At 35.9% G+C, this 22,906-nt stretch carries 32 protein-coding genes; 7 read left to right on the top strand and 25 right to left on the bottom strand.

Going from position 1 to position 22,906, the window contains the following annotated elements; genetic code table 11:
- Nucleotides 1-8 precede the first annotated feature (8 nt).
- The 14 genes from ACNOGP_RS15050 to ACNOGP_RS14985 all read right to left on the bottom strand — a co-directional run bounded on the left by ACNOGP_RS15050 (nt 9) and on the right by ACNOGP_RS14985 (nt 6,262).
- Nucleotides 9-713, bottom strand: coding sequence for a hypothetical protein (locus tag ACNOGP_RS15050; RefSeq protein WP_121765058.1), 705 nt, complete (start codon nt 711-713; stop codon nt 9-11).
- A 4-nt stretch (nt 714-717) separates the two neighbouring features.
- The gene (locus tag ACNOGP_RS15045; protein ID WP_259464039.1) at nt 718-1,209 is read right to left on the bottom strand and encodes a hypothetical protein; all 492 of its coding nucleotides are present in this window, start codon (nt 1,207-1,209) and stop codon (nt 718-720) included.
- Between the two features lie 220 nt (nt 1,210-1,429).
- Nucleotides 1,430-1,663: a hypothetical protein gene (locus ACNOGP_RS15040; protein WP_147441440.1), complete on the bottom strand. Its 234-nt coding sequence runs from the start codon at nt 1,661-1,663 to the stop codon at nt 1,430-1,432.
- Nucleotide 1,664: 1 nt separating this feature from the next.
- Nucleotides 1,665-2,042 carry a hypothetical protein gene (locus tag ACNOGP_RS15035; RefSeq protein ID WP_121765055.1) on the bottom strand — a complete coding sequence of 126 codons (378 nt, stop codon included), beginning with the start codon at nt 2,040-2,042 and terminating at the stop codon, nt 1,665-1,667.
- Between the two features lie 218 nt (nt 2,043-2,260).
- Nucleotides 2,261-2,713: a hypothetical protein gene (locus ACNOGP_RS15030; RefSeq protein ID WP_121765054.1), complete on the bottom strand. Its 453-nt coding sequence runs from the start codon at nt 2,711-2,713 to the stop codon at nt 2,261-2,263.
- A complete protein-coding gene (locus tag ACNOGP_RS15025; protein WP_121765053.1) occupies nt 2,710-3,027 on the bottom strand; it encodes a hypothetical protein in 318 nt (105 codons plus the stop codon). The genes ACNOGP_RS15030 and ACNOGP_RS15025 overlap by 4 nt, the downstream gene beginning before the upstream one ends.
- A gap of 12 nt (nt 3,028-3,039) precedes the next feature.
- Complete coding sequence (locus tag ACNOGP_RS15020; RefSeq protein WP_121765052.1) at nt 3,040-3,717, bottom strand: DUF4120 family protein; 678 nt, start codon at nt 3,715-3,717, stop codon at nt 3,040-3,042.
- 11 nt (nt 3,718-3,728) lie between these two features.
- On the bottom strand, nt 3,729-3,977 hold the full coding sequence (locus ACNOGP_RS15015) for a hypothetical protein (protein ID WP_121765051.1): 249 nt from the start codon (nt 3,975-3,977) through the stop codon (nt 3,729-3,731).
- Nucleotides 3,974-4,237, bottom strand: coding sequence for a hypothetical protein (locus ACNOGP_RS15010; protein WP_121765050.1), 264 nt, complete (start codon nt 4,235-4,237; stop codon nt 3,974-3,976). The genes ACNOGP_RS15015 and ACNOGP_RS15010 overlap by 4 nt, the downstream gene beginning before the upstream one ends.
- A gap of 13 nt (nt 4,238-4,250) precedes the next feature.
- On the bottom strand, nt 4,251-4,526 hold the full coding sequence (locus ACNOGP_RS15005; protein WP_121765049.1) for a hypothetical protein: 276 nt from the start codon (nt 4,524-4,526) through the stop codon (nt 4,251-4,253).
- Nucleotides 4,523-4,777 (bottom strand): hypothetical protein, encoded by a 255-nt coding sequence (locus ACNOGP_RS15000; RefSeq protein ID WP_055268798.1) that lies wholly within the window; start codon nt 4,775-4,777, stop codon nt 4,523-4,525. Before ACNOGP_RS15000 ends, ACNOGP_RS15005 begins: the two co-directional genes overlap by 4 nt.
- A complete protein-coding gene (locus ACNOGP_RS14995; protein ID WP_259464038.1) occupies nt 4,761-5,087 on the bottom strand; it encodes a hypothetical protein in 327 nt (108 codons plus the stop codon). The genes ACNOGP_RS15000 and ACNOGP_RS14995 overlap by 17 nt, the downstream gene beginning before the upstream one ends.
- Before the next feature lie 158 nt (nt 5,088-5,245).
- The gene (locus ACNOGP_RS14990) at nt 5,246-5,428 is read right to left on the bottom strand and encodes a hypothetical protein (RefSeq protein WP_121765048.1); all 183 of its coding nucleotides are present in this window, start codon (nt 5,426-5,428) and stop codon (nt 5,246-5,248) included.
- 141 nt (nt 5,429-5,569) lie between these two features.
- Nucleotides 5,570-6,262 carry a J domain-containing protein gene (locus ACNOGP_RS14985; RefSeq protein ID WP_121765047.1) on the bottom strand — a complete coding sequence of 231 codons (693 nt, stop codon included), beginning with the start codon at nt 6,260-6,262 and terminating at the stop codon, nt 5,570-5,572.
- Between the two features lie 1,743 nt (nt 6,263-8,005).
- Here ACNOGP_RS14985 and ACNOGP_RS14980 point away from each other — a divergent pair.
- A complete protein-coding gene (locus ACNOGP_RS14980; RefSeq protein ID WP_121765046.1) occupies nt 8,006-8,920 on the top strand; it encodes a hypothetical protein in 915 nt (304 codons plus the stop codon).
- Between the two features lie 51 nt (nt 8,921-8,971).
- Here ACNOGP_RS14980 and ACNOGP_RS14975 read toward each other — a convergent pair whose 3' ends face one another.
- The 11 genes from ACNOGP_RS14975 to ACNOGP_RS14925 all read right to left on the bottom strand — a co-directional run bounded on the left by ACNOGP_RS14975 (nt 8,972) and on the right by ACNOGP_RS14925 (nt 16,760).
- Nucleotides 8,972-10,441 carry a hypothetical protein gene (locus ACNOGP_RS14975; RefSeq protein ID WP_418213127.1) on the bottom strand — a complete coding sequence of 490 codons (1,470 nt, stop codon included), beginning with the start codon at nt 10,439-10,441 and terminating at the stop codon, nt 8,972-8,974.
- Nucleotides 10,438-10,626 (bottom strand): hypothetical protein, encoded by a 189-nt coding sequence (locus tag ACNOGP_RS14970; RefSeq protein ID WP_121765039.1) that lies wholly within the window; start codon nt 10,624-10,626, stop codon nt 10,438-10,440. The genes ACNOGP_RS14975 and ACNOGP_RS14970 overlap by 4 nt, the downstream gene beginning before the upstream one ends.
- A 35-nt stretch (nt 10,627-10,661) precedes the next feature.
- Nucleotides 10,662-10,847 (bottom strand): hypothetical protein, encoded by a 186-nt coding sequence (locus ACNOGP_RS14965; RefSeq protein ID WP_234130980.1) that lies wholly within the window; start codon nt 10,845-10,847, stop codon nt 10,662-10,664.
- A 1-nt stretch (nt 10,848) separates the two neighbouring features.
- Nucleotides 10,849-11,583 (bottom strand): TIGR02757 family protein, encoded by a 735-nt coding sequence (locus ACNOGP_RS14960; protein WP_121765038.1) that lies wholly within the window; start codon nt 11,581-11,583, stop codon nt 10,849-10,851.
- A gap of 37 nt (nt 11,584-11,620) precedes the next feature.
- The gene (locus tag ACNOGP_RS14955; protein WP_418213126.1) at nt 11,621-12,088 is read right to left on the bottom strand and encodes a hypothetical protein; all 468 of its coding nucleotides are present in this window, start codon (nt 12,086-12,088) and stop codon (nt 11,621-11,623) included.
- Nucleotides 12,089-12,289: 201 nt separating this feature from the next.
- The gene (locus ACNOGP_RS14950) at nt 12,290-12,877 is read right to left on the bottom strand and encodes a tyrosine-type recombinase/integrase (RefSeq protein WP_121765036.1); all 588 of its coding nucleotides are present in this window, start codon (nt 12,875-12,877) and stop codon (nt 12,290-12,292) included.
- Nucleotides 12,878-12,998: 121 nt separating this feature from the next.
- Nucleotides 12,999-14,957, bottom strand: coding sequence for a BRCT domain-containing protein (locus tag ACNOGP_RS14945; RefSeq protein ID WP_121765035.1), 1,959 nt, complete (start codon nt 14,955-14,957; stop codon nt 12,999-13,001).
- Between the two features lie 56 nt (nt 14,958-15,013).
- Complete coding sequence (gene dut, locus ACNOGP_RS14940; RefSeq protein ID WP_121765034.1) at nt 15,014-15,457, bottom strand: dUTP diphosphatase; 444 nt, start codon at nt 15,455-15,457, stop codon at nt 15,014-15,016.
- Nucleotides 15,438-15,785, bottom strand: coding sequence for a hypothetical protein (locus ACNOGP_RS14935; protein WP_121765033.1), 348 nt, complete (start codon nt 15,783-15,785; stop codon nt 15,438-15,440). Before ACNOGP_RS14935 ends, dut begins: the two co-directional genes overlap by 20 nt.
- Nucleotides 15,763-16,227, bottom strand: coding sequence for a hypothetical protein (locus tag ACNOGP_RS14930; RefSeq protein WP_121765032.1), 465 nt, complete (start codon nt 16,225-16,227; stop codon nt 15,763-15,765). The genes ACNOGP_RS14935 and ACNOGP_RS14930 overlap by 23 nt, the downstream gene beginning before the upstream one ends.
- The gene (locus ACNOGP_RS14925) at nt 16,227-16,760 is read right to left on the bottom strand and encodes a DUF4494 family protein (RefSeq protein WP_117513998.1); all 534 of its coding nucleotides are present in this window, start codon (nt 16,758-16,760) and stop codon (nt 16,227-16,229) included. The genes ACNOGP_RS14930 and ACNOGP_RS14925 overlap by 1 nt, the downstream gene beginning before the upstream one ends.
- Nucleotides 16,761-16,982: 222 nt before the next feature.
- Between ACNOGP_RS14925 and ACNOGP_RS14920 the strand changes: the two genes are divergently transcribed.
- The 6 genes from ACNOGP_RS14920 (at nt 16,983) to ACNOGP_RS14895 (ending at nt 22,844) form a co-directional block, all read left to right on the top strand.
- Nucleotides 16,983-18,320, top strand: coding sequence for a phage portal protein family protein (locus ACNOGP_RS14920; protein WP_121765031.1), 1,338 nt, complete (start codon nt 16,983-16,985; stop codon nt 18,318-18,320).
- 146 nt (nt 18,321-18,466) lie between these two features.
- Complete coding sequence (locus tag ACNOGP_RS14915) at nt 18,467-19,180, top strand: hypothetical protein (protein ID WP_121765030.1); 714 nt, start codon at nt 18,467-18,469, stop codon at nt 19,178-19,180.
- Complete coding sequence (locus ACNOGP_RS14910) at nt 19,165-19,659, top strand: hypothetical protein (protein WP_121765029.1); 495 nt, start codon at nt 19,165-19,167, stop codon at nt 19,657-19,659. The genes ACNOGP_RS14915 and ACNOGP_RS14910 overlap by 16 nt, the downstream gene beginning before the upstream one ends.
- Nucleotides 19,656-20,429 carry a hypothetical protein gene (locus ACNOGP_RS14905; protein WP_121765028.1) on the top strand — a complete coding sequence of 258 codons (774 nt, stop codon included), beginning with the start codon at nt 19,656-19,658 and terminating at the stop codon, nt 20,427-20,429. The genes ACNOGP_RS14910 and ACNOGP_RS14905 overlap by 4 nt, the downstream gene beginning before the upstream one ends.
- 52 nt (nt 20,430-20,481) lie before the next feature.
- Nucleotides 20,482-21,753, top strand: coding sequence for a Clp protease ClpP (locus ACNOGP_RS14900; RefSeq protein ID WP_121765027.1), 1,272 nt, complete (start codon nt 20,482-20,484; stop codon nt 21,751-21,753).
- Nucleotides 21,754-21,773: 20 nt separating this feature from the next.
- Nucleotides 21,774-22,844, top strand: coding sequence for a hypothetical protein (locus tag ACNOGP_RS14895; RefSeq protein WP_121765026.1), 1,071 nt, complete (start codon nt 21,774-21,776; stop codon nt 22,842-22,844).
- The last annotated feature ends 62 nt before the right edge of the window (nt 22,845-22,906 follow it).

Below are 22,906 nucleotides of genomic sequence, written 5' to 3'. Positions count from 1 at the left end.
AATTTTAATTATGCAACATCATCTAACGGCCCACTATACACACACCCATCTGCATAATACAGTCTGTCTTCATACTGATTATTATGCAGTTCTTCCCGGATTGCATTCTCATCATCGGCCCAATATCTATATTCTTCATGCCAACATTTGAAGAAACTCTCATAGCATTGTTCTATTAAGTTTGTGAGTGAGAAGTTGTCCGGATAACTGCACCAAGTTTTATAATATTTGATGATAGGTTCAAGCAAGTAATAATCGTAACACATACCGGTTAGTGGACAATCACCATCTACAGATTTGATAATACGGCTTCGTCTGTATTTGTAAGTGTATTTTTCATTTACATATTTGCCTGGAGATGAGTAATATCTACCTTGTGTAATGTATGGCATAATATTATTATTGATATATCTAAACAGTAACTTACCACACAGATCCTCTGCGTAAATATCATTTTCACAATCAACCGGACATTCAAAAATTGGATTATCGTTATATTTGAAGTTAAAGTTGTATCCGCTATAATTAACACCCCAGTTACATGAGTTGGTATTTGTCAATTTTTCAAAAGCTCTTAGAGATGTTACATAATCTGAACCGTAAGCATCCATGCACTGCTCCATTATATTCCAGCGTTCACGCTCAATAATTTCTTTTTGTACCTCTTCTGACAATTCATCAAAAGTGTACAGTTGCAATGTTATTGTTTTCATTGATTTAAGATTGTGGGGTTTCATACTCTATATAAAGGTACTCTGATATATCTGACTGGAAATTATAAGATATTCCGTGTGTACCAAAAGTTTCAAAGAACCAGTCAACAAGAAAGTCACGGTCCTCGTTAGCTTGTTTACTATCTTCACCGGCATCTAGTCTGGCGATCATAGCATTTACAAGAGAGGCATCGTATGTAACCTCCCCATAAATATGGTAGGGATAATCATAATCAATGTTATTAAAATTGCCACAGATTCTATGATCCGGATTATGAAGATATTTTTTCATATCGCAGTTAAACCGCCAAGCCATTTCATTGCTCTTATCTTCCAGATACTCGTCCGAAAAGTTCTCCATGATAAAATCTTTATTTTTATCATCAACCATGCTTTCACGTGCATCTTTAAAAATTTGACAAAGGCGTGTTGCCATATTATCAATATTTATATACTCCTTTTCTTCCATTTGGTCTTTATGTTTTAAAATAGCCATATCTTTTCGCAATTAACATATCCATAATTAGTGTAACTTATTTTGTTAACCAGTATTACGTCATTATCATGGAAATCATGCCAACCATGTTTGTTATCATGGAAAGCAACTATAACCAGGTCATACGTGAGGTTATATCCAATTATGGTACAATCCCAATTATTGATAACCCCTTCTCTACCTACATATTTAAGTGCATATTCTTTGGCTATTGACATTACTATTTTATCTGAAGTTGAAGATTTTCATTACCATAAGAATACATCATTACAGAAGCTCCACAAGGAGCGTTTTTGCCAGCATGGAAACATCTTACACCTATTTCGCGAAGTTTCTGAAAAGCATCCAATGATTGATCTTCGTTTGGAAAATGCAAATCAATAGAACTACCAATATCTACATGCTGTACCTGTAAGGACACTTTGTTTTTGTGATTTAAGACTAGTACATCCATATTATTCATCATTTTCTTGTTCATGTCTATATTGCCTGTATCTATCGTATGCTTTAAATGTCTCTGCTATAGTTTCAGAGAGATCGTTAAATTTCAGAGGAGTAATCCTCGCAAAATATGCAATCCCTTTAGTTGGATAGCAACAATTTGTTACAAGTCTATCTGGAGTGCCAAATAAACCTTTAACTTTAAAACGGTCATCTGCTCTTACTTGGAAGTGCTCTGACAACACCTTTAGCGTTTCATTACCAACCTTGACTGCTTCTTCCAAAGTATCAAATATATCTATAGTAATTGTCTCACTACGAGTAGTGGCTGGACAACTACCTATCGGTCTGTCATGGTAACGAAATTCTATTTCTAACAACTCCTTTTGCATATTTCCTTTTGTTTTTATTATCGAATAGTTTTTTGATGGTGTCCATAGTTGTCCACTTTTTGAATATTAACTCGCTTTAACTTTAAAGGAAAAGGCGCAACCAGAACAACAACATTCTGATCGCGCCACCCTTCAAACAACAGCATGTAGAACAACATGCACATGGAAACAACTAATATATCTAGTGTTCCAAGAATAGGACCCGGAACTATGACACTTTAATTGTGCTTACGATACTCTCTCACTTGTTCAATATCATCCATATTGTTCCACCAATTTGAAAAGTCATAGTAAACAAGATCTTCATCAAATTCTTCTTCCCTATCTTCATCTGTAGAAATATAGTCTTTTCTATCAAGATTGGCTATATCAATCATATCTTTGGTGTCTGTGATACCGTCAAACCAATCTTGTGCTTCTTCCACATCATCTTCGCTAACGCCTGCATCAAAATGTTTTTCATCCTTATATCCAAGCCAATTTGCGATTGTATCAAAGTCAAACCAAAAGAAATTATTTATATCATCATCAGTCCAACCACTTTCAGGAGCATCACTCTCCATTATGGATTCAATTTTATCCAGTTGTTCATCGGTACAGTTCTTTGCCCGATCCTCACCCCCACTCCAAAATTTGAAATCTCGAAGTGAAATTTCTGATATAACTTTCATAGTTTATTTTTTTTTAAAAGTTTCTTTGCAACTCTTCCTACCCGCAGTAAGTATTCATTCCAAACTCTCCCATCAGGGATCTTATTTTGAACAACAGCACTATAACCGCATTTAATATTCAATTCTCTCACATCATAAGGGGAAACAAGCATACCTCCATGTTGCGCCAAATTATAATCCGGTTCTTTAGGAAATGATTTTATATACCTCTTAATAATTTGAAGACTCTCTTGTTTATCCTTTCCTTTGGATAATAATTGTATTTCAATACTATTCATAACAGCATTGAGATTAGGATTTACTGAATACTTCATATTACCATAGTTTTATGTATGAATGCTCCAACGTCTTTCAGTCGCATTTGGGGACATAATTATCCCGCCGCAAATTTTACGCTCGCCATTTACCACCTCAGAAAATCCAAAGCTATTTTTCGCAAAATCACCGTATATTTCAATATGTTGGTTAACGGCACATCTCACCCATTTTTGTAGCCTTTTCAAACAATCTTCAAAGCTTGAATCTTGCAATTCTGAAGCAATATTCTTGACTTCTTCTACACATTTAGATATTTCCGGGGACATTTTTAACTCCAATGGTATGTTTATGGCTGCATATTCTTCGGGGTATTGAATGGAAAGTTGGTGTATCCGGTTTCCCCAGATATTATTGAATATTGAAACAATCTTATCCTTAGATACTTTTTGAAGCTGTGCTCCATCCCAATAAAAATACTTATTATAGTCCAAATCGTCCCAATAAACAATACTTGCGATAATAGCAAGAGAATCTTTCATAATTGCAAACCGGTTACTTTCTGACGAAAAAAGGCTTTCTACACTGGGGCCAATAAAACACAGATGCGTTCCGTGTGTGCGCACTAACCAAAAGAATGGCTCATTGGTATTTTCAAGAGCTTTCAAATCATACTTCTCGAAATCAGAGATACACAAATTGGTATCATATAACTCTTTGCGCATTTGTTCGATAATTTCTGGTATCATATCCTTCCACTTTAATATATTAAATTTGTTGTTCCTTTCTTATCTCTTACAATCCGTGGTCCGGTAGGGTAAAAATATCTAAGTTCACCAGTATAGCCGCGATATTCAAGTATGGCAATTATAAGGTTTTCCGGCACATCTTTTATTCTACGGAAAGTTTTAATGATTTCCGATATAAGTTCTGTATCATCGCCACCACTTAAAAGGGAGGTTAATTTAACCATAGCATAATATCCACTTACGTAGCCATTACCACTCATACATTTATAACTTTTGAATATCGAAGTTCTCCAGTATATCCACGTCTACGCAACTCAGCAAATAACATGTTGTCATCAAAATCAGACATTTTCAGGGTTGCTTTTACTCCTTGTTGAGTGATTCTACCGCTAGATTTGCGTCTTCTTTCTTTATCACACTTCTTACAATAGTTTGCCAATCCATCTTTGGTTGCCTTATTTTTAGAAAAATTTGATCTGGGCAAACTCTGGCCACACTCTTTACACACTTTTGTTTCCATTGTTATCTTGATATTAATTGTTCTCTTCAGGGTGATGTTTCAAATATTCGATAAGTTCACAGTCATATATTTGTTCTTGAACAATTTCAGAAACAAGAGAATCTCCTTTAGTTTCCCATAATTTCACCAACAAATCAATATCGGCACATTCTGGATGCTCTGTAATTATGCGCTCCCGGATTTCTTTCGGAATACTATCAACTACATCACACACATAATTCAAGTGGCAGGCTTTTAATGTTAGTACAACAATAACGCATCCCACGATTATTTTGAATAGCTTTTTCATTTGATACGTTTTTTACCGCTGTACATTTCCAGTGCACGCTCTACAAGTAAGTTCTGATTCCTGTCATCCAAATTGGCAAAAAATTCTTCTACCGCTCCATAATGACCATTTTGACTATTATATTCACGATACTTATTCCATAAATGTCTCCATCCACATTCGGCTTTTTCAAAAGCAACAGCACATTCGTGCTCATCCCAGCAATTCCACATATAGTAGAAGAAACTGGCTATATCATTCTTTTTTGCCATTATCCTTCACATCAATTGTTATAAACTTGAAATATTTCCAATTCTCCAACACAATACTATATTGTTTCCCATCCTCCAGTTGGTACATGGTGCCATCTTTCAATGTTAAGAAGTAAGTGTTTCCATCAACCCTCACAGTCTTCTCCACGCGCTGTATGTTTCCTGTAAATACCCGTATAGTTTTGGCATTTATCGCAATACAGGAAAACAACAGGCATATAACTACCAAGATTCTATAGAATTTACTACCAATTGCAGTAGCCACTTTGATGTACTTTTTCCGCTTATATATCACAATATGCTTCTTCATTTATTTACGCTTTAAATAAATCATACACAGTTTTTCGCTTCACAGTAACATTTTGAGATTTAGGCAAATAGAAAGTCACATTTGCACAAGAGGTAGAAATGATTTTCACGCTCGTTCTTTGGATTCTTGCTCGTTTCATATCTTATCAGTTTTGTTATTTAAAATTCAAAATTTACAATTACACGTTTACTCCCTTTAGCAAAATGTTCTCTACACACGTCATCAAAATCATAGTACGAATAACGTTTCAATGAACGCACATACTCTCCACGCACATACACTCTGCCGGTTGGTTTCAACTTAAAAAAATCACCAACTTTCAGTTCTTTCAGCTCCTTCATGTTTTTTGATATTTTGCAGGATACAAAAATGGCACGCACTTCTTGCACGCTACGCTTCCACGTTCGTTTTACCCATAAAAATAGCACGCCTGTATTCACCTCCAGACGTGCTATGTATGTTACGACCTACCAGGTATTTAGTTATGCAGCCATTCGCGCATCATATTCCGCACGCTTTTGAGCATTACCAAGAACTTCCCATGCAGCGTTCACTTCTTGCATCTTTTCATTGGAACCACCGGCATCAGGATGCGCAGATTTAGCAGCTTGTTTGTATGCAGCTTTAATTTCCGCTTCCGTAGCATCATGTTTTACTCCCAAGATTTCATAATAGTCAGCAGCTTTCGCAGCTACTTCTTCAAAGTTCAAACGGAATTTCAGAGCATCGAAAGACGCTTTTGTAGCAGCATGGATTTTCTTCTTAAAATCACGCGCTGCACAATCCAGATCTTTCTTTGTAGGCACCAAACCGATACGACTCCACACACTTCCCTCAACATCCCACTTCTTTGACACTTTGCAATCACTTGTACGTACAATGATTTCAGACGGTGTACCGCTACGCAGTTTAGATGCAATACCGCCATTGTCTTCACGCAGTCCAGCCTCAACCGCTTTCACTGTCCAAAACGTAGCTACCACATTCTTCCACACGCGGAAAATCTCGTCCTGTGTCTTATCCTTTGGCGTGTACTCATCACCGGCAAAATTCAGTCCTGAATAATGCGTTTCTCCGTCACGATTTACACTCTTATACACCAAAGTTACACCTACCAACTCGTTTGCGTTTAAGTTCTCAAATTGCACACTGTTATACCTACTAATTGTTCCCATGATTACTGTTTTTTAGGAATTTTCTGCAATAGCGCATTGTAGGCAATCGGGGAATCGAACCCCGACCTACCAAAATAGGAACGCACCACCGAAAACGTTAATACGCTTTCGATTGCGTTAAAGCCCAATCAGAGCATACTGGACATTCACCTATCCAGCACACTCTATGTACAACTTTTTGCCCGTCACTAACAGCGCAACGGAGCCGTGCGCCCTGTGTATGAGTGCTCACCAGCTGCAACCAAGCCGATTGAATTGCAGCTTTTTACATACGCTTTCGCCTATGTGGTAGGTAATTTCCATCGTTACCGTTAAAGCACACTTTTGGCATACACTTCTTCACTGTTAGGGCTGCGTTGCGTTGGTGATTACATATATACGCAAGGGCATATATCTTTCTCAGTTCGCATTAGGGGCAGATTTTCACACCTTTGTGTAAACATCCGTTTTTCGGTATGCAGTCGGCAACTGGGCACAACTATGGCACTAAGTTCACACTTTTCCCTTTTGCTGCATGGAGCTACGCACCTATGGCACGCTTTTGTAGCAGACTTATGTATATAGCTCCCCCATAGTGCCAGCGACGGTTTGCATGACAATCTTTAATAACTGACCATTACAGTTATGGGTATTCTTTTCCCGTTCACAAAACATCCCGTTTTATGTCTGGGCGTGCGCTTTTGCTTTCGCTTTCGCACTCCTTTTGCTTTTATGTATTACTTTCTTTTGTCCGTTTCTTACTTCTTGTTTTTACAGTTACTAATTACGTTCATTATCTAGTATCTGTTTGCGGTTTTCGCTTTTTGCAGGTTTACAGATAAAACCAAAACGGAAAGTAAACACTTTATCAAGTAGCCGTTATCTTAACTTGACAATGCAAAGATATGGCAATATTTTGATATACACAAATAAATAATCAAATAATTTCATTTCAAGGCTAAAATAATTTATAAACATTTGATTTTCAACAATATACAAATAAACAGCAAATAACATAACTTATAAATATCTGAAAATCAACAAGATAAATCACCCCAATACACGCGCGTGTATGCGTGGTTACTTATTAGGCAAATCGTGACACACATACACACATGCACGTGCGCGAGATGTTGTTACCTGGATGCAAAAAGGAACGGGGACAAATCACATACACAAAGAAACAAATTTGTAATAATTTCAAAATAACATCTAAAACAAAAGAATAAGCAAAACAAAGAACAAAAGTACATTTGTTTCACTTTTGTATATTAGTGAAACAATATAAATAACTGATTAACAAATATATAGCCACTAAAAACACAAAAAAAAGAAGGGAGAGCCGGTTAACTCTGGAGCGAATACCGTATATACAATCCGACCTGATTTTTCAATCTCGTTTTTTCAAAAGCCGATCATTGCATAAAAGCCTATTCCCTTCCAGACCACGTTATTCAATACAATAAATTTATCTCCAGTTTCTAACATTAATTTTATAGTATATTGAATCTGGAAGCTGATATTTTGTAATCATCCCAGCATCAATTTGTTAACTTTATTTTTCCGATACAGAGAAATAATTATTTGCCAATATATTCAAATTGACAACGATATAAGAATTCAATATATAAGTTTTCTGATTTTTCCAGCCACCTATTTTTTCAGTCTCGTTTTGTGGTAATTAAGCTAAATTTTTATATCCAAATTGATGTTTATCAAAAAATCATATTACATTTGCCTAACAATTGATTATTTTATCTGAATATGAAAACGAAAAAACAAGTAGAGCATTTTCTAAGAAAAAGAAAATATAAGTCTGAGATAGACTTTAAAGGAATTAGTTCTTATTGCAAAACAGAGTATAATATTAAGCTACATGTACCCTCCAGTTATTCGGACGATCCTGAATCTCTCGATTACGCTACATTTGCCAACTGGTTTGACAAAGGATTTGGAGCTGGAGATGCAGTAAAATGGAACGATTCTATAGGTTTGGTACAAGAAGGAAATGTGAACACTGTTTTAATATGCCTCAGAATTGACGGAAACACGCCTAATTTCGACAAAACAACAATACCTATAGACATTATAACCCCAGCTGGAGAAAACGCTTTAAATCGCCTCTATTCAATTTTAGATAAACAAGGAAAAGAATTTGGCAACCCATTTTTCTTAATAAGCGATAAATATATTCCCAAATCATGTGATTTAGTATGCTTCCATAACCATAAAACAGGTCAAGAAGGATATGGAGTCGTAAGACTTGCAGATAAATCCTCTGGAGACATCGTTATGTATTGTTATGTTATCAAAGGGGAACCGGTTAAATACAGCATGAACGAATATCTGGGAAAAATAGATGATTTCTCGTTTACAACTTTCAAGCCAGCAGATTATCAAAGAAAAGCTCTGGATGTAGAATTGGCTAAGGTTGGTAAGACATGGAATCATTTTTTAAAACGCATTGAGCCTTTGAACATGAAAGTATCTAAAGGAGACCGCTACTGGTATATCACAGATAAGATGCAAGTTACTTCAGATGTGGAAAAAGAAACTGTAACAAGTAATAAACGTTATCTGGCAGGCAATTATTTCCGAAGAGAGAAAGATGCAATTAGAATACTGTCTGAAGAAATGGAGATTAGAAGAAATTTTTTAGCCGAACCCGAAATAAGATAATCGAGGTCGGCTAAAGAAAAGGATTCTGGAAGGTGGCAGAAGGCTTCATGGTTATTCTGCCGCCTTTTTGTTATAAAGCTCTTCCACATCACTTGCCTGATTTACCCGCACGTTATAGTTTATAATCTTATCGACTGACAACTGTTGAGGATGCAGTTTAACTGTATTTTTTTGAGGAAGTTCTTTCCATAGGGTTCTCAAATCTTCTACAGGCACCTTCGATTCGTTCGAGAAACGTTTAAGTAAATCTTCATAAGCAGCTTTCGTCACTTCTGATGGACGAGGTTGCTGATTACTTTCCCGTTCTTTCACAAACTCAATCATAAGCCATATTGCATACTCGGCGTCCGTCAACATATTCGTATCTTTTTCGGCGACTTGCCGGAGAGATTCAAGAAATATTAATCTGGAGGTTCGGTCCTCTACTCCTTTCCGTTTAATTTTTCTGGAAGGTGAAGGGGACTGATTGATGTTTTTAATTTTACTGGGAGTCACACAACATACAGGTTCTCCATTTTGCATTTCAACATCGAATCCAAAAATATTCTTCATGTCTTGTTCTGAAAGAGAGAAATCAGGATTGATAGTTTTTAAATCATTCCAAGCACGGTAAAGAATATCTTTGAAATATTCAACAGGAATGTAATTATCTGGAGAGTCTTCATCATATTGCAAATATCCCCAAACTTCTCTTATTGCCATATCAAAATCATTATCGGCAAAATCTGGAAGGTTGATGATGGTTTCAAAGTCAGAAGAAGAAAGATCTGGAAAAGATAAGTCACGAGAATTGAACCATTCTAAAATCTTCATATCAGTTTCTTTATTAAACTCACTTCGTTCGTTATGATTCTCTTTATTCTCTTTATTATCTATATATATCTTATTCTGTTGTTCAATATGAGCGGACCCTCGTTCATATTGAGCGGACCCCTGTTCATATTGAACGAGGTTAGATCGCTCTTTGACTATATTTTCAGATAGTTCTTCTATGTCTTCACCTTTTTCTTCGTCTATTTGCGAGGGTGTGTTCATATTGAGCGAGGGTGTGTTCATATTGAGCGAGGGTGTGTTCATATTGAGCGAAGTGTGTGGATATTGACGAACTACATCGTTCAATATGGTCAATGGAATCGCTGATATTGGACGTACCTCGCTATTTAAGCACAAGCCTCGCAAATATACCCACCCTTTATCTGATATTTGAGAACTTACTTTATGTATTGCTCGTATCTCGTTCCAATTTACATAAAATGTGCAAAGTGCCCCTTTATTTTGAGAACAACTGATAAGATTAAGTTGCTTCAACGTATCTATTGCCCGGCGTACTGAACTAATAGAAGTTCCCATAACATCAGCCAGTTCTTTGTTGGATATGGCGCATGTTGTCTTACCTCCATCCGTATAACCTCTTCGTAACAGATGAAATAAAATCATAAAGCCATCGCTAGATGTTAATGTCGCCATTGCGTATGGTATGCACTTCCAGTGATTATCGAATTTGTCGGAAAACGTACTCATTTACTTATATCATCTTTTATATAAAAACTAATAATCTGCCCTTTAACCATCTGTTTGGTAAGACGGAAACCTATTTGTTTTGCAAATCGTCCTACACGTTGATTATTGGGTGCATACGGGAATCTTTCAGCATAACATGCCTTCATATCTTCTACAGAAACTCTGTTTTTATTTTCTATATCCATACTTTTATTAAATTAGTTCGTTATACATCAATTTATTATTTCTCTTCATTTTGGCTTGGCATATTATTTTGCTGGCATAAGTTAAGTTGATGTTGGCTCATCAAATCATCACATGCCCGTTTAAAAGGACAATCTTTACAGGCTGTATTCTGTGCAACTACAATGGTTATAGCCGCAATTGACACAAGCGACAATACAATAATTAAAAGAATAACAATCATTTTATTTCAAGTTTTTTGTCATTAATATAAAGTCATATTTTAATGGATCCTCTGCATCCCATTGACGGTAAACATGAGTGAGTTCCATAACAGCCTTCCAGCTTTCTTTAGGATAAGATATAAGTCCCATACGTTGTGCTTGTTGTGCAACATGGGTGTCCATAATAGCATATAGGTTCTTCGGCTTAATTAAGCCAGTTTGCCATACTCCTAAATCTATTTCATCTTTACGAACCATCCAACGCAATAGCATATTAATACGTTTACAGGCAGAGTTACGATATGGGCTTCCAAGATGGGCCGGTTCACACCAATTACATAACGTGAGTAGCAAATCATCAAGTGAAATGGGATATTTTTTCAAATATTCCTGAATAGAATCGTTTTTACTGTAGAAGCATCTAAGTTGATGACATACTTCTTTAAATATTTTTCCCGTAAGAGTACGATAAATATTACATTCGTCCGGAATATCATAAAAATCACCAAATTTAATATAATCACTTGGCTTCCACTCACACACGCTCATCAATTTTTCTGCGCAATACATTATATGAATGTGTTGTCCCCATGAAACCATAGCTGTCCATATTGCACATATTTCAATATCAGCTATGGATTTATTAGGCATTCTCTGCATTTTATGTACTATTTGAATTGGGTCATTTAATATAAATTTTTGACGGTCAAATTGGCCCCATATTTGATCCATCTCATTTTTTAATAACGGTATCATTGATGATATTTTTAATTAAATTCTTATATCTACGATATTAAGTATTGGGTTTCAGTTCGTTTATATTTATAAATGAAGGACATTTTTCATCACCAATAGTATAATTGGCTGGAATCTTATTGAAAGGTCCGTCTCGTTCACAAGATAAATTATACCTAAGACAATTATACCGATCCCAGCATCCTTTAGCCTGACATTTATGAGAGTCATTAGATAATTTGGTATAAGTTATCAACGATAGAAAATTGGCTGTATCCGGCAATTGTTTTCTAAAATGTTCAGGGATTTCACCTTGATGCCATATATTATTGGATTTGATTAGCGTTCCATCAAATCGCCGAATATAAAATTCTTTGCCTTCAGAACCTTTAATAACGTTATTGGGTCGTTTTACAAATGGATATACAATATAATAATGAGAACCAATAACTTCATTACCTATATCCGGATGAGCTATTTTATCCATCCAGAAAGCACAGTTAGAACAAACATTTCGTTTATTCATAATACGCAAGATTTCTCCTGGAGGGTTACACTCATCCAGATTCTCCGGCGTATTACATAATTCACAAGTAATAATGGTAGGTGGGGATACAGACAGCCCCCTCTTTTGTTGTATAAACATGATCAGTTTTATTTATCCGATAAAGGAATAAAGATAGGGGCACATGTCGTGCAATTCAAAATGTAAGATGTAGAGAAGAAGTTAGAGCCGGATAGAATCGAATATAGAATTTATTTCATCTTCTCTAATGCAGATGTATATCTTGGTTATCTCAATGTTAGAGTGATTGAATATCCTGTTCAATAGCAACAGTGCTTCCGACTTGTTTTCGCTTGTATCATAAACATATCGTCCAAATGTTTTTCTAAAAGTATGTGTAGAAAAATTCTCTATATCCAATTTATATTTAGCCTTCCATTCTTTCATTATCCGATTAAGATATTGTGAAGAAACAGATACTCCTGTAAATTTGCTTTTGAATATTAGTTCATTTGGATTAGGACGTTTAAGCAAAATATAAAGTTCCTCTATTCTCGTTTGAATACTTAAATTAAATGGGATTTTTCGCACTTTTCCAGTTTTCTTCTCAATTTTTGTCAATGAACCTTTATAGAGAATGTCAGCCCATGTTAAAGACAATACATCTGATACTCGTAGTGCAGTACAGAATGCCAGTCGAGCATATAGTTCCCATAAATATTGCCGATCCTTATGAAGCAAATGTAGCAATTTCTTGTATTCCTCCATAGGAAGATAATCACTTTTGGTTAACTGATTCTTCTTTGCCATAATTATATCAACTTATTTACTAGATGCAAAAATATGACATTACACTCAATTATGCAAATTTAGAAGCGATTAATATCAATTTAAATTAATATTAATCGCTAACAATCTATAATACAATTATTTAACCATTTAAAATCATATAGAATTCTTCAATAGATAAAATTGGTATTCCAAATAATCGGGCCTTGGATATTTTTGATGAGTTGGCAGATTTATCCTTCACCACCAAATGTGTTGTTTTTTTAGACACCCCACTAACAATTCTTCCTCCTTCATTAGTAATTAGTGCTTCAAGATTACTATCTCGAAATCCCGACACACAGATAGACAAACCTTTGCATTTACCTTCTAGCACAGTGGTCTGTTTAGGCAATTTGTAAGGTATTTTGGTTTCCTCTAAGAATGTCATAAACGGAAAATACCCCAACAATAAGTTTTGTACAGTTATAGGATAATTTTTAAAGTCTTCACTTTGAATATCTGGTTCGTGATTGATATACCATCCTTGACAGAACGAGCATAAGTCCTCATCATCCATTTCACCCAATATTTTTTGGGCTTTTATTTTTCCGATTCCTTTAAAACAATCGCTGGCTTGCATTAAAGTTGCCAAATCAACCCCCTGCATGATTTTTTTGTTATTCTCCAGTATAATATTTGAAATACTGTCTCCAAACCCTTCTATTTTTATCAGATCGCTAAAAGTGATGTTAAGAATCGCCGATATAGAAGTAAAGCCCGCATTGAATATTTTGGACAATGTTTCTTCTCCCATATTTTCAGCCCCACATGTCAAATAGAAAAATATAATTTTGGCTAATTGAATACCTGGACAATTAGGATTAGTACAACACAATTCTATATGATTCTCATTCCACATAGTCGGTGAACCGCAATGAGGACACTCTGACATTTCATCCCATAATTTTTCTTGTTCTTCTTGTGTTGCTGGAGTAAGAGTTGACAGAATCTTGGGAATTACCCCTCCAGAACGGGTAACTAATATTTCGGCTCCCTTCGCAATTTCATGGTCATTAATCCAGCCAGCATTGTATCCAGTAGGATTCTCCATGTTACAATCTCCTGTATCAACCATTTCAATATTGACCACAGGTTTAAGGGCACCAGCCTTGCTGACTTTCCATACAATATCCTTAACCGTAGTCTCAAAAGATTCTGTAAAATCCGGATGTTTGTAGGCAATAGCATACAATGGATTTCCAGATGTTTGATGTCTACCAATAACTTCCCATAAGCGCAAATCATCAACATAGATTACAATACCGTCAATTGGATATATCTTACTCCACTCTTTGAATAAATTCATCAGTAGTTCTTCATTCAGCTCATCTACAAAAGCGAAATGGTAAAGATGCTCTTGTTGATAAATATGACAAATTGTTTCTATCAGACTATGAAAGTTATTATAATCATGTAGGGAACCCTCATCCACTCCATATCTGAAGAAAGAAGCGTGTTCAAGATAATCACATGGCTCATCTCTATTTAAAAGACCGGCAGCTGTATTACGCGGTGATTTAAAAATATCTCCTGTGAATTTAGAACGCTTTCCTTGAAAGTGCCGCTCCCAATCACTTCTATTGATGATAAATTCTCCAAAAGTATAATGAAAACTGCTAGTTGGGTTATAGCATTGAGTAGATGCTTGATAATGGTTAGTACAATCTTGACCTTCATTTTCTACCCCTCCACGAGAATATGCCTCCCCTGTTAATTCATTGTATAGTAGAGAAAGCCCGTCCAGCTTAGGCATACATATAACGCCTGCATTTCCTTTCAACCCTAAAGACATATACCATTTTTTCAGTTCTGATATATCCTTTACTTTATTTAAAGATTTCATTGGGATTGGCAAAGTCCGTTTTCGAGTTTCAGACACAAAAGCGGGTTCAGTATGCTTGAACCATTCATTATTTGGATCAAGTGTTTTTAATAGCTCTATTTCTGCATCATACTCTGCATCTGAAATTTCCGGAGTACCCATACGATACATTTTATTGTGCCGCTTAATCATATCGAGCAACACATCTTTTGTTTCAACTGTAAAATTAAGCTCCATATCCTATAATATTTGTAGATTAAATAATGGGGCACATGAAACGTACCCCACATTCCTTATTTTATTCCAGAATGCCCAAACCCTTGTTCACCGCGTTCTGTGACTTCTAAATCTTCGATTGAGGAAACAGACTCCCATTCTGCCTGCTCATATTTAGAGATGATCATTTGAGCAATTCGTTCTCCATCATTAACAGTAAACGGCTCTGTTCCATGATTAATAAGAATTACACCTATATCACCTCGATAGTCGGCATCCACACATCCAGGAGAATTAAGACAAGTGATTCCTTTTTTAAGGGCCAATCCACTTCTAGGCTGAATTCTTGCTTCAAAACCTTCTGGAAGTTGTATGTGTAATCCTGTTGGAATCAATACACGTTCTCTAGGATTAATAGTAATGGGAGCATCAATATTTGCTCTTAGGTCCAGTCCTGATGATTGCTTAGTTGCGTATTGAGGCAATGGATGTTTTGATGTACTATAAACTTTTACTTTCATACGTTCTATTGTTTTTATTATATTTCCAATTTTTACGATTCATTGCCATAGTAGGATATGTTTGACGTTCGATACCACATAATTTATCATATTCCTCTAACTTCAACGAACCTATATCTGATAATTCTATTTCAACATCGCTGCCTATGTATCTAAAATAATACATACCATTGGAAATCAGTGTACCAACACAAGCCTTAGAAATATTTCCAGGCTTTAGACCACTGATTTTAGCAGCCTCATTTACTGAAGCAGCCATAAGAGCCAATGTTTTTCTGCGATTGAATATTAAGACAGCTTTGGGTTTACGAAAAATCTTCTCTGCCATCCCAAATTTGTTTGAGCAATTCTGGAGGAAGCCTTTTCTTTACCAACGAAATTAAATGTGTATCTGACACAACAACTCCAGTAACAAACATCTCGTCTATTATTTCATTGATATATGCGCAGAATTGCGGATCAACATAAGATAAAAACGGATAGCATAAACATCCGTCAATCAATTGATGCCCCTCCGTGTTGATTGATACCAATTTCTCTAAAGGCAACTTGTAAGTTTCTGCAATAGCCTTGATTTGGAAATCAAACTTATGAAAGAAGTCTTCTATGCTTAATTTATTGTCGGGGTCTTTAGATTGGAGATAACATGTAGCATCAAAAATTCTGCTACCATCAAAATGAGTTCCAAAAAGGAGATTAGGAAATTCCGGGAGTGAGACTTCTGTACATTTGATATTTACAATTTTCCCGGTTCCCTTAGGAGAAGCCATTATACCCTAATATTGTTTTGATGAGTTTCAGGTGTAACCATGACCGATTGTGCTTTGTCATATTTGACATTGCGAATAGTATATTCACGTGTTTCCCCAGCCCGTTTTAAGTAAGTGCGAATATTCTCTATCGCTTCAGATGAAGAATAAGCCGGTACATAAATTGTACTGTTGGAGCTTTTGGTTTTACCAGTCTTTTCATCCACATCATAATAAACAAGAGATACTTGATACAACCCAACTTCTGTATCTTCACTTTCTTCAAAAAAATAGGATATTAATCCACAAATTAGTTCAGTATCAGTAGCAAATGTATCGTTATAAGCAACTTCTGAAATTTTGGTGCGAACAATTTCTATATCCACATCACCAAACTCATCTTTTCCTTCAGCCAACTTATAAGCGATTTGTTCTGCTTCGGTATAGCATGTAGCCATTACCAGATCTTCTGATTTGATGGGAACAATAGCACCTAAATCATTTGTGCCCTTGTATGCCATCTTAATGCGAAAATAATTAAAATCTTTACTCATTTTAATGACGTATTATTTGTTAAACATTAAATTATCGACGCAAAGGTATTTTATTTTATCATATTGACAATATAAAATAATATATTTAACATATATTTTATAGCTATTTTATTGTAATACTGATATTTATAAAATTTCAATTATAACACATGTATTCCTACCCTATCATATATATAGAAACCAACTTTAGACTCGCTATCTATTCTTTCAAAAACTCTTAATATGAATGTAATTAGTGCAGAAACAACATTTCGCGGCACTCCTTTAGAAAGCATATTTAAAACTAGCAAAAAAACTATTCAAGAATATGTTAGGGAGATTGACCGTCATTGTAGATATAAATCTATTCAATCCCAAGTAACACGAGGGGTTGTTTTGGATGATCGCGGTCCGTTGATTGATTTATACGAAGCGTGTGTACAACAAGATGCACATCTAAGCGCAGTATTGGAAACAGTAGAGTCACAAATTATAGGTGAACGTTATATGCTAGCTCACCAGAACGAACGCGGAAAGTATATAAAAGATGTAGAAGAAACAAAAAAAATACAAGGTTCGCAGTTTACAAAAATAATTAAAGGAATTGTAGAATCTAAATGGTATGGATATACTTTATTAGAAATCATGTCTACTATAAATCCTTTAACCAACAAGTTGGCGGAAGTAAATATTATAGAAAGGCGTAATGTATTACCCAACCAACAACGTGTTGTTCAAAGACAAGGGCAATGGAATCCTGGATGGGATATAAATTCTACTCAATATTCTCGTAATTATATCCTTATTAACACAGGAACATTAGGGCTGTTTTCTGCAACTACTCCATTAATATTAGCAAAAAAATTTACTTTAGCTAATTATGTAAATTTTTCGCATACGTATGCGCAACCCATCATACACGGAAAAACAGAATCAGAGAGTATTCAAGATCGACAAAGACTAGCTCAAAACATCGCAAATGCCGCTCAAAATAAAATTATTGTAACAGGATTAGATGACGCGGTAGATATAAAAACATTTACGATGTCAAATTCAGAGCACATTTATACTAGTCTTATTGAATTTGTAAATAAGGAAGTTTCAAACTTAATTGTTGGTTCTTCGTCAATGGCAGGCGAAACACAGTCATACGTAGGTTCTACTAATGCCCATCAAGACATTTTTAGAGAACGTATTGAGGTTTACCGTGAATACATCGAGAACGTAATGAATGAAGAAATTATACCACGTTTAGTTGATATGAAGTATATTAAACCGGGGTTAGAATTCAAATATGCCAACCGTGTAGAAATGAGCAATAAAGACAAGATTAGCTTATATTCTTTTATTACAGACAAGTATGAAGTATCAGCAGATGAAATCGAAAAAGAATTCGGTATTGTTGTAGGGAAACAATTTAATGCCATATCAGAAATAGCAAGTAATAGCGGGAGTATAAATGGAAGCTCCAATGATAGACGTATCATGTCAGATGAAGAATATTACAAAAGATATGGACATAGACGTGGTGAACGAAGGGATTCAAGTAAAGTTGAAAATTTTCTAATGGAAGGAGAATAAAAGATAGCACTTCTCCTTCCGTCCTTGCAGAATCTAAATCAAACAAAGATGAAGAGAATGCTGAATACCTTGCTATCTATGCTGTTTTTCAGAAGTTTTTACAGGTCTATGGCAATATAGAGGATCGTTGGGATTTATTAGAAGAAATGATGACGTTACGTGCAGAATTTGCATTTAATCATGCAATCAAAGGTTTTGGTATGGACTTTGAAAAAGCGCTGGAATTGCTTCGTAATCACAATGATGGATTAACCAAATTAGAAAAAGAGCAACGTAATATATTAGTAGCTGCATTAGATAATCTTGTCGATTTTGCAGTAGCTGAGGAATTTCAGATGTCGGAGAACCTTCCAGACAATTTTAATAGTTCCAATGAAGTAGACCTGACAGAAGCTGAAAATGTTTTCCACAGATACAATAGCATATACGCGAATATTGAAAACGAAGATATTGAATATGCAATGGGAATTGCTGCTGGTTGGATCTTGTATAGCAGTAATACTGTATTAACATATATGACACAGGGAGATAATAGAGTCCGCCCTTGGCACCTTGCATTAGAAGGAACTAGTTACCGTAAAGCATCTTTTCCTGCATGGTTAATACCCCCAATTGAACATGGATGCCGTTGTTTTCTAGTGGAAGAAAGTGCAGACGTTCTCAATCAATCTAAATTATCACAAGTGATAGGGCAAATTATTGAGATGCCTGATTTTGTTAATCCAGTATTTAAAGAAAGTGTAGCAAAAGGGGGACGAATATTTAGTGATGCGCATTCATATTTTATTATTCCTAAAAAGTATAAAAAGAGACTGCGCACTATTGCTAATAAAATTAAGGACAAATGGCTGGAAAAGTAATAACTCCCAAACAATTAGCCCAACAATGGTTGAGGTTGCCTAATAAATTTGAGGTTAATGTATTCAATTTTGAAACATTGGTAGGTAATGCCGCAAAAAAAATATTTAGAGACTCTTTTTATCTCCGGCGGTTCAATTCAGCCGGAACCTTTTCTTGGCAATCCAGACGTGACCACAAACCCCATCCTATATTGGAAGAAACAGGAGCATTAAAACATTCAATTGTATGGGAACGCTTTCATTCTAATAAGAATCGTGGTGTTAAACTGTTCACAGATCCAGACATGTTCAAATTTAGCAATAGGCAACATGGAAGAAACTTTTGTTACGCAGCAATACACAATGAAGGAGGGAAAATAGCCAAACCCGGCTCTCCTGCATCTTATGTTAAACAAAGGCAATTTATAGGATATTCCACAACCGTAGCTGATAAAATTACATCTTACAGTATTCGTATTTTTGATGGCTTTCCAAAATGATAGTAGAAAAATATAAAACAGATTTACCGGACAGCTTAAAGGACACATTTACGAAAGATACCTCTACCCTTTCCGATGATAACAATACCACTCTGGAAGAAGTAGATAACAATCCTTTAGAGGATGTGTATTTAGCAGTAAAACGTGTATTAGAGTCCTTACATACAGACCCTAACGATAATAATTCGTCCAAACTATTCCAAACTGTAAAAATAGATAACGGACAGTTTGAACGTATTGTTCGTACTCGTGGTAATACAGAATATGCTGTATCTTTCCCTGCGGCATTTATTAGGTTTGTAAATGTACGTTATTTAGTTGCCCAACAAAGAATTGGAGAAGGGCGGGCTACTATGCGCATCAGATTTGTGCTTAATGATTTAAACAATAGTGACGATATTGTTGAGACGCATGGATTTCGCGTTTTTCAACAGATTAACGATGCAATCCAAGATGCGAAAGATTACGAAGAAGCATTAAATGAACGTTGTAATCTTACTTATTTTGATATGCCAGAATCTTTAGATCATGGGCTACAGCCATACTGGATTGATTATGAGATATGGTTTAGAACATCATCTTCTTTCCAATATCGCAAATGGATAGACAGGTATTTAGTTATGCCACCATTCACGAACCACTCTGATGCACCAGAACATGATTCAGACGCACATGGTAATCACAAAGAACCTAAAATCGAAGATGTAGCAAAGTATGAACCTTCTGTAGAAACACCTTCAACTGACCCTCCAACCGATCAAGTCGAATAATAAACTTACAACCATTAAAGAAGCTGATACCTATTCTTGTGAAAAAGCTCAAATGAAAGTAGATGAATTAAAATATGTAGTTGGAGAAGCGCAAGAAGCAAAACCGGTATATATGCGCTTCTATGGCAAAATTGACGAAGAGAGCACACGTAATTTTAATGATGAATTTTTATGGATACAGGATTACGTTAAACCCTCGAAAATTGTAATCAGCATTAACAGTGAAGGTGGAAGCGTTCTGTACGGAATGGGAACATTCTCCATTATACAACAATGTCCCATTGAAGTTGAAACAATTGTAGAAGGATTGGCAGCATCAATGGCTTCAGTATTGTGGGCGGCAGGAACTCGTTCTTACATGCGTGACTATTCTATTTTAATGATCCACAACCCATTCATACGTGACGAAAACACATGCAATCCAGACAATGAACAAATTGTAAATGCTTTTCAGAAACAGATTGAAACCATATATCATAAAAGATTTGGTTTGACAAAAGCTAAGGTTCGAGAAATCATGGATGGTAAAGAAGGTTGTGATGGAACTTACTTTGATGCAAAGTCTGCCGTAAATGCTGGTATATTATCAGCAGAATGTGTTTTAAAAACCTCTAAACAGGTTTGTAATAAAGTAAAAAATCAAATTGAAGGAGTAGTGGAAGCAAATGCCCTTCAAAAAATCATGGCTTCTATCAATACAGAATTGGGCAATTTTAAACCACTTGATGATTCCAGTTCTATTCCTAATCAAAATCAAATAGAAAATTCAAATTCACAAAAAACAATGGACAAAGAACAAGAATTTGCATTTGGTTCTGTATGCGCCCAGCTTGGTTTGGAGAAAACCTCTGAAGTTTCAGCTGTTATTACCCGAATTGACGCATTGAAGAATGCGGAAAACAAGGCAGCAGAAATTCAGGCTTCATACAATGCTTTGAAAATTCAAAAAGAAGGATTGGATGCGCAACTTACCAATGTTCAAAACGAATTGACAAATGTCAAGAACGAATTGAAAAGCTACAAAGATGCTGAAGAAGCAAAACGTAAGGAAACTATCGAACAGTTCGTTGACAATGCAATTGCTGAAGGTAAAATCAATTCCGATGCAAAACCTAAATGGGTAGAAATGGCTCAAAACGATTTTGAGATGGTGCAGGCAACGCTGAATTCCATTCCAAAACGTGATAAAATTTCTGCTGAAATTGCAAATGATCCTGCCAACATTGAGAATGCAGAAAATCAGATGACCGAGGCAGAAAAGAAAATGGCTAAGGCTGTTGAAGCTGTCGTAGGAACAGATTTCCAGTTTAAAACACTCGACTAAAACAAAATAACATAAACAACATGGCAAGTTCAGTAAATTTTGCGCAAAACACATATTCTGGTGAGGTCCTTAATGATCTCCTGACATATACCGCGCAAGGGAATGATACATACAAAGAAGGTTTGATTCATATCAAATCTGGAATCCAGTTCAAATACACCATCCCCACTATCCAATTGGGAAAAGTAATTCAAGATAACGTCCCCACTCCAAACTCGACTCATGGTGCAGGAGCAGGAACCACTGGTGGATTGAACCAATACACATTCACAGAACGTTATCTGGAGCCACAAGAATTCATGGTGTATCTTGAATTTAACCCCAGAGACTACGAAAAATATTACAAATTCGCCCAACCGGAAGGCAATTTGGTATTCCGTGACTTAGATCCCAAAGTACAAGCTAAAATGTTGCGCCTTTTGATGGATCGAAAGAATGAATATATCGGCGAGTCTATTTGGTGCTCCGCAAAAGGTGGTTCAGCTGCCGCTAAAATTACCGCTCCTGAAGGTTGCACAACTATTGGAGGTGAAAACGCTGGCGGTCCGATGAAATACTTTGACGGTGCTATCAAACGTATCCTGGCGAATACTGCAACAAACGCAACAGAGGTAGAGAAAGCTGGCGGACAAGTCATTATTGCCGGTACTACAGAATTGAGCACAGGTGCCAGTGTAGAAGCCGCTCTCAATGCTATGTGGAAGAAATGCCCGAAACAAATCCGTAAAAAAGCAGGACTGGTATTTGTATGTGGCTGGGATATTTGGGATTTATATGATCAATACCTAAGCGACAAAACAGTGAAATACTCCGACAACACTAAGGTTAACGAGTATCGTTTTAAAGGTAAGCGTATTGTACCTATTGTCGGTATTCCAGAACATACTATCGTACTCGGAGAATTTACTACCGGCATGGAATCTAACCTGTGGATGGGTGTTGACTATGCAAATGACGCTGAAGTAGTAAAAGTTGAACGACTGCAAGCTAACAGCGAGTTGTATTTCTTCCAAATGCGAATGAAAATGGACGTAAACATCGTTCGTCCGGCAGAAATCGTAGCATGGACCGCTTACAAAAATGCAGAATAACAAATTGAATTAAATATCTCATCATAGTTTATCACAAGGGAGTGGAGTCGGTACTCCATTCC

It is taken from the genome of Bacteroides difficilis (assembly GCF_048319815.1).
GTDB lineage: Bacteria > Bacteroidota > Bacteroidia > Bacteroidales > Bacteroidaceae > Bacteroides > Bacteroides zhangwenhongii.
This window is presented reverse-complemented; position numbering and strand designations above follow the sequence as displayed.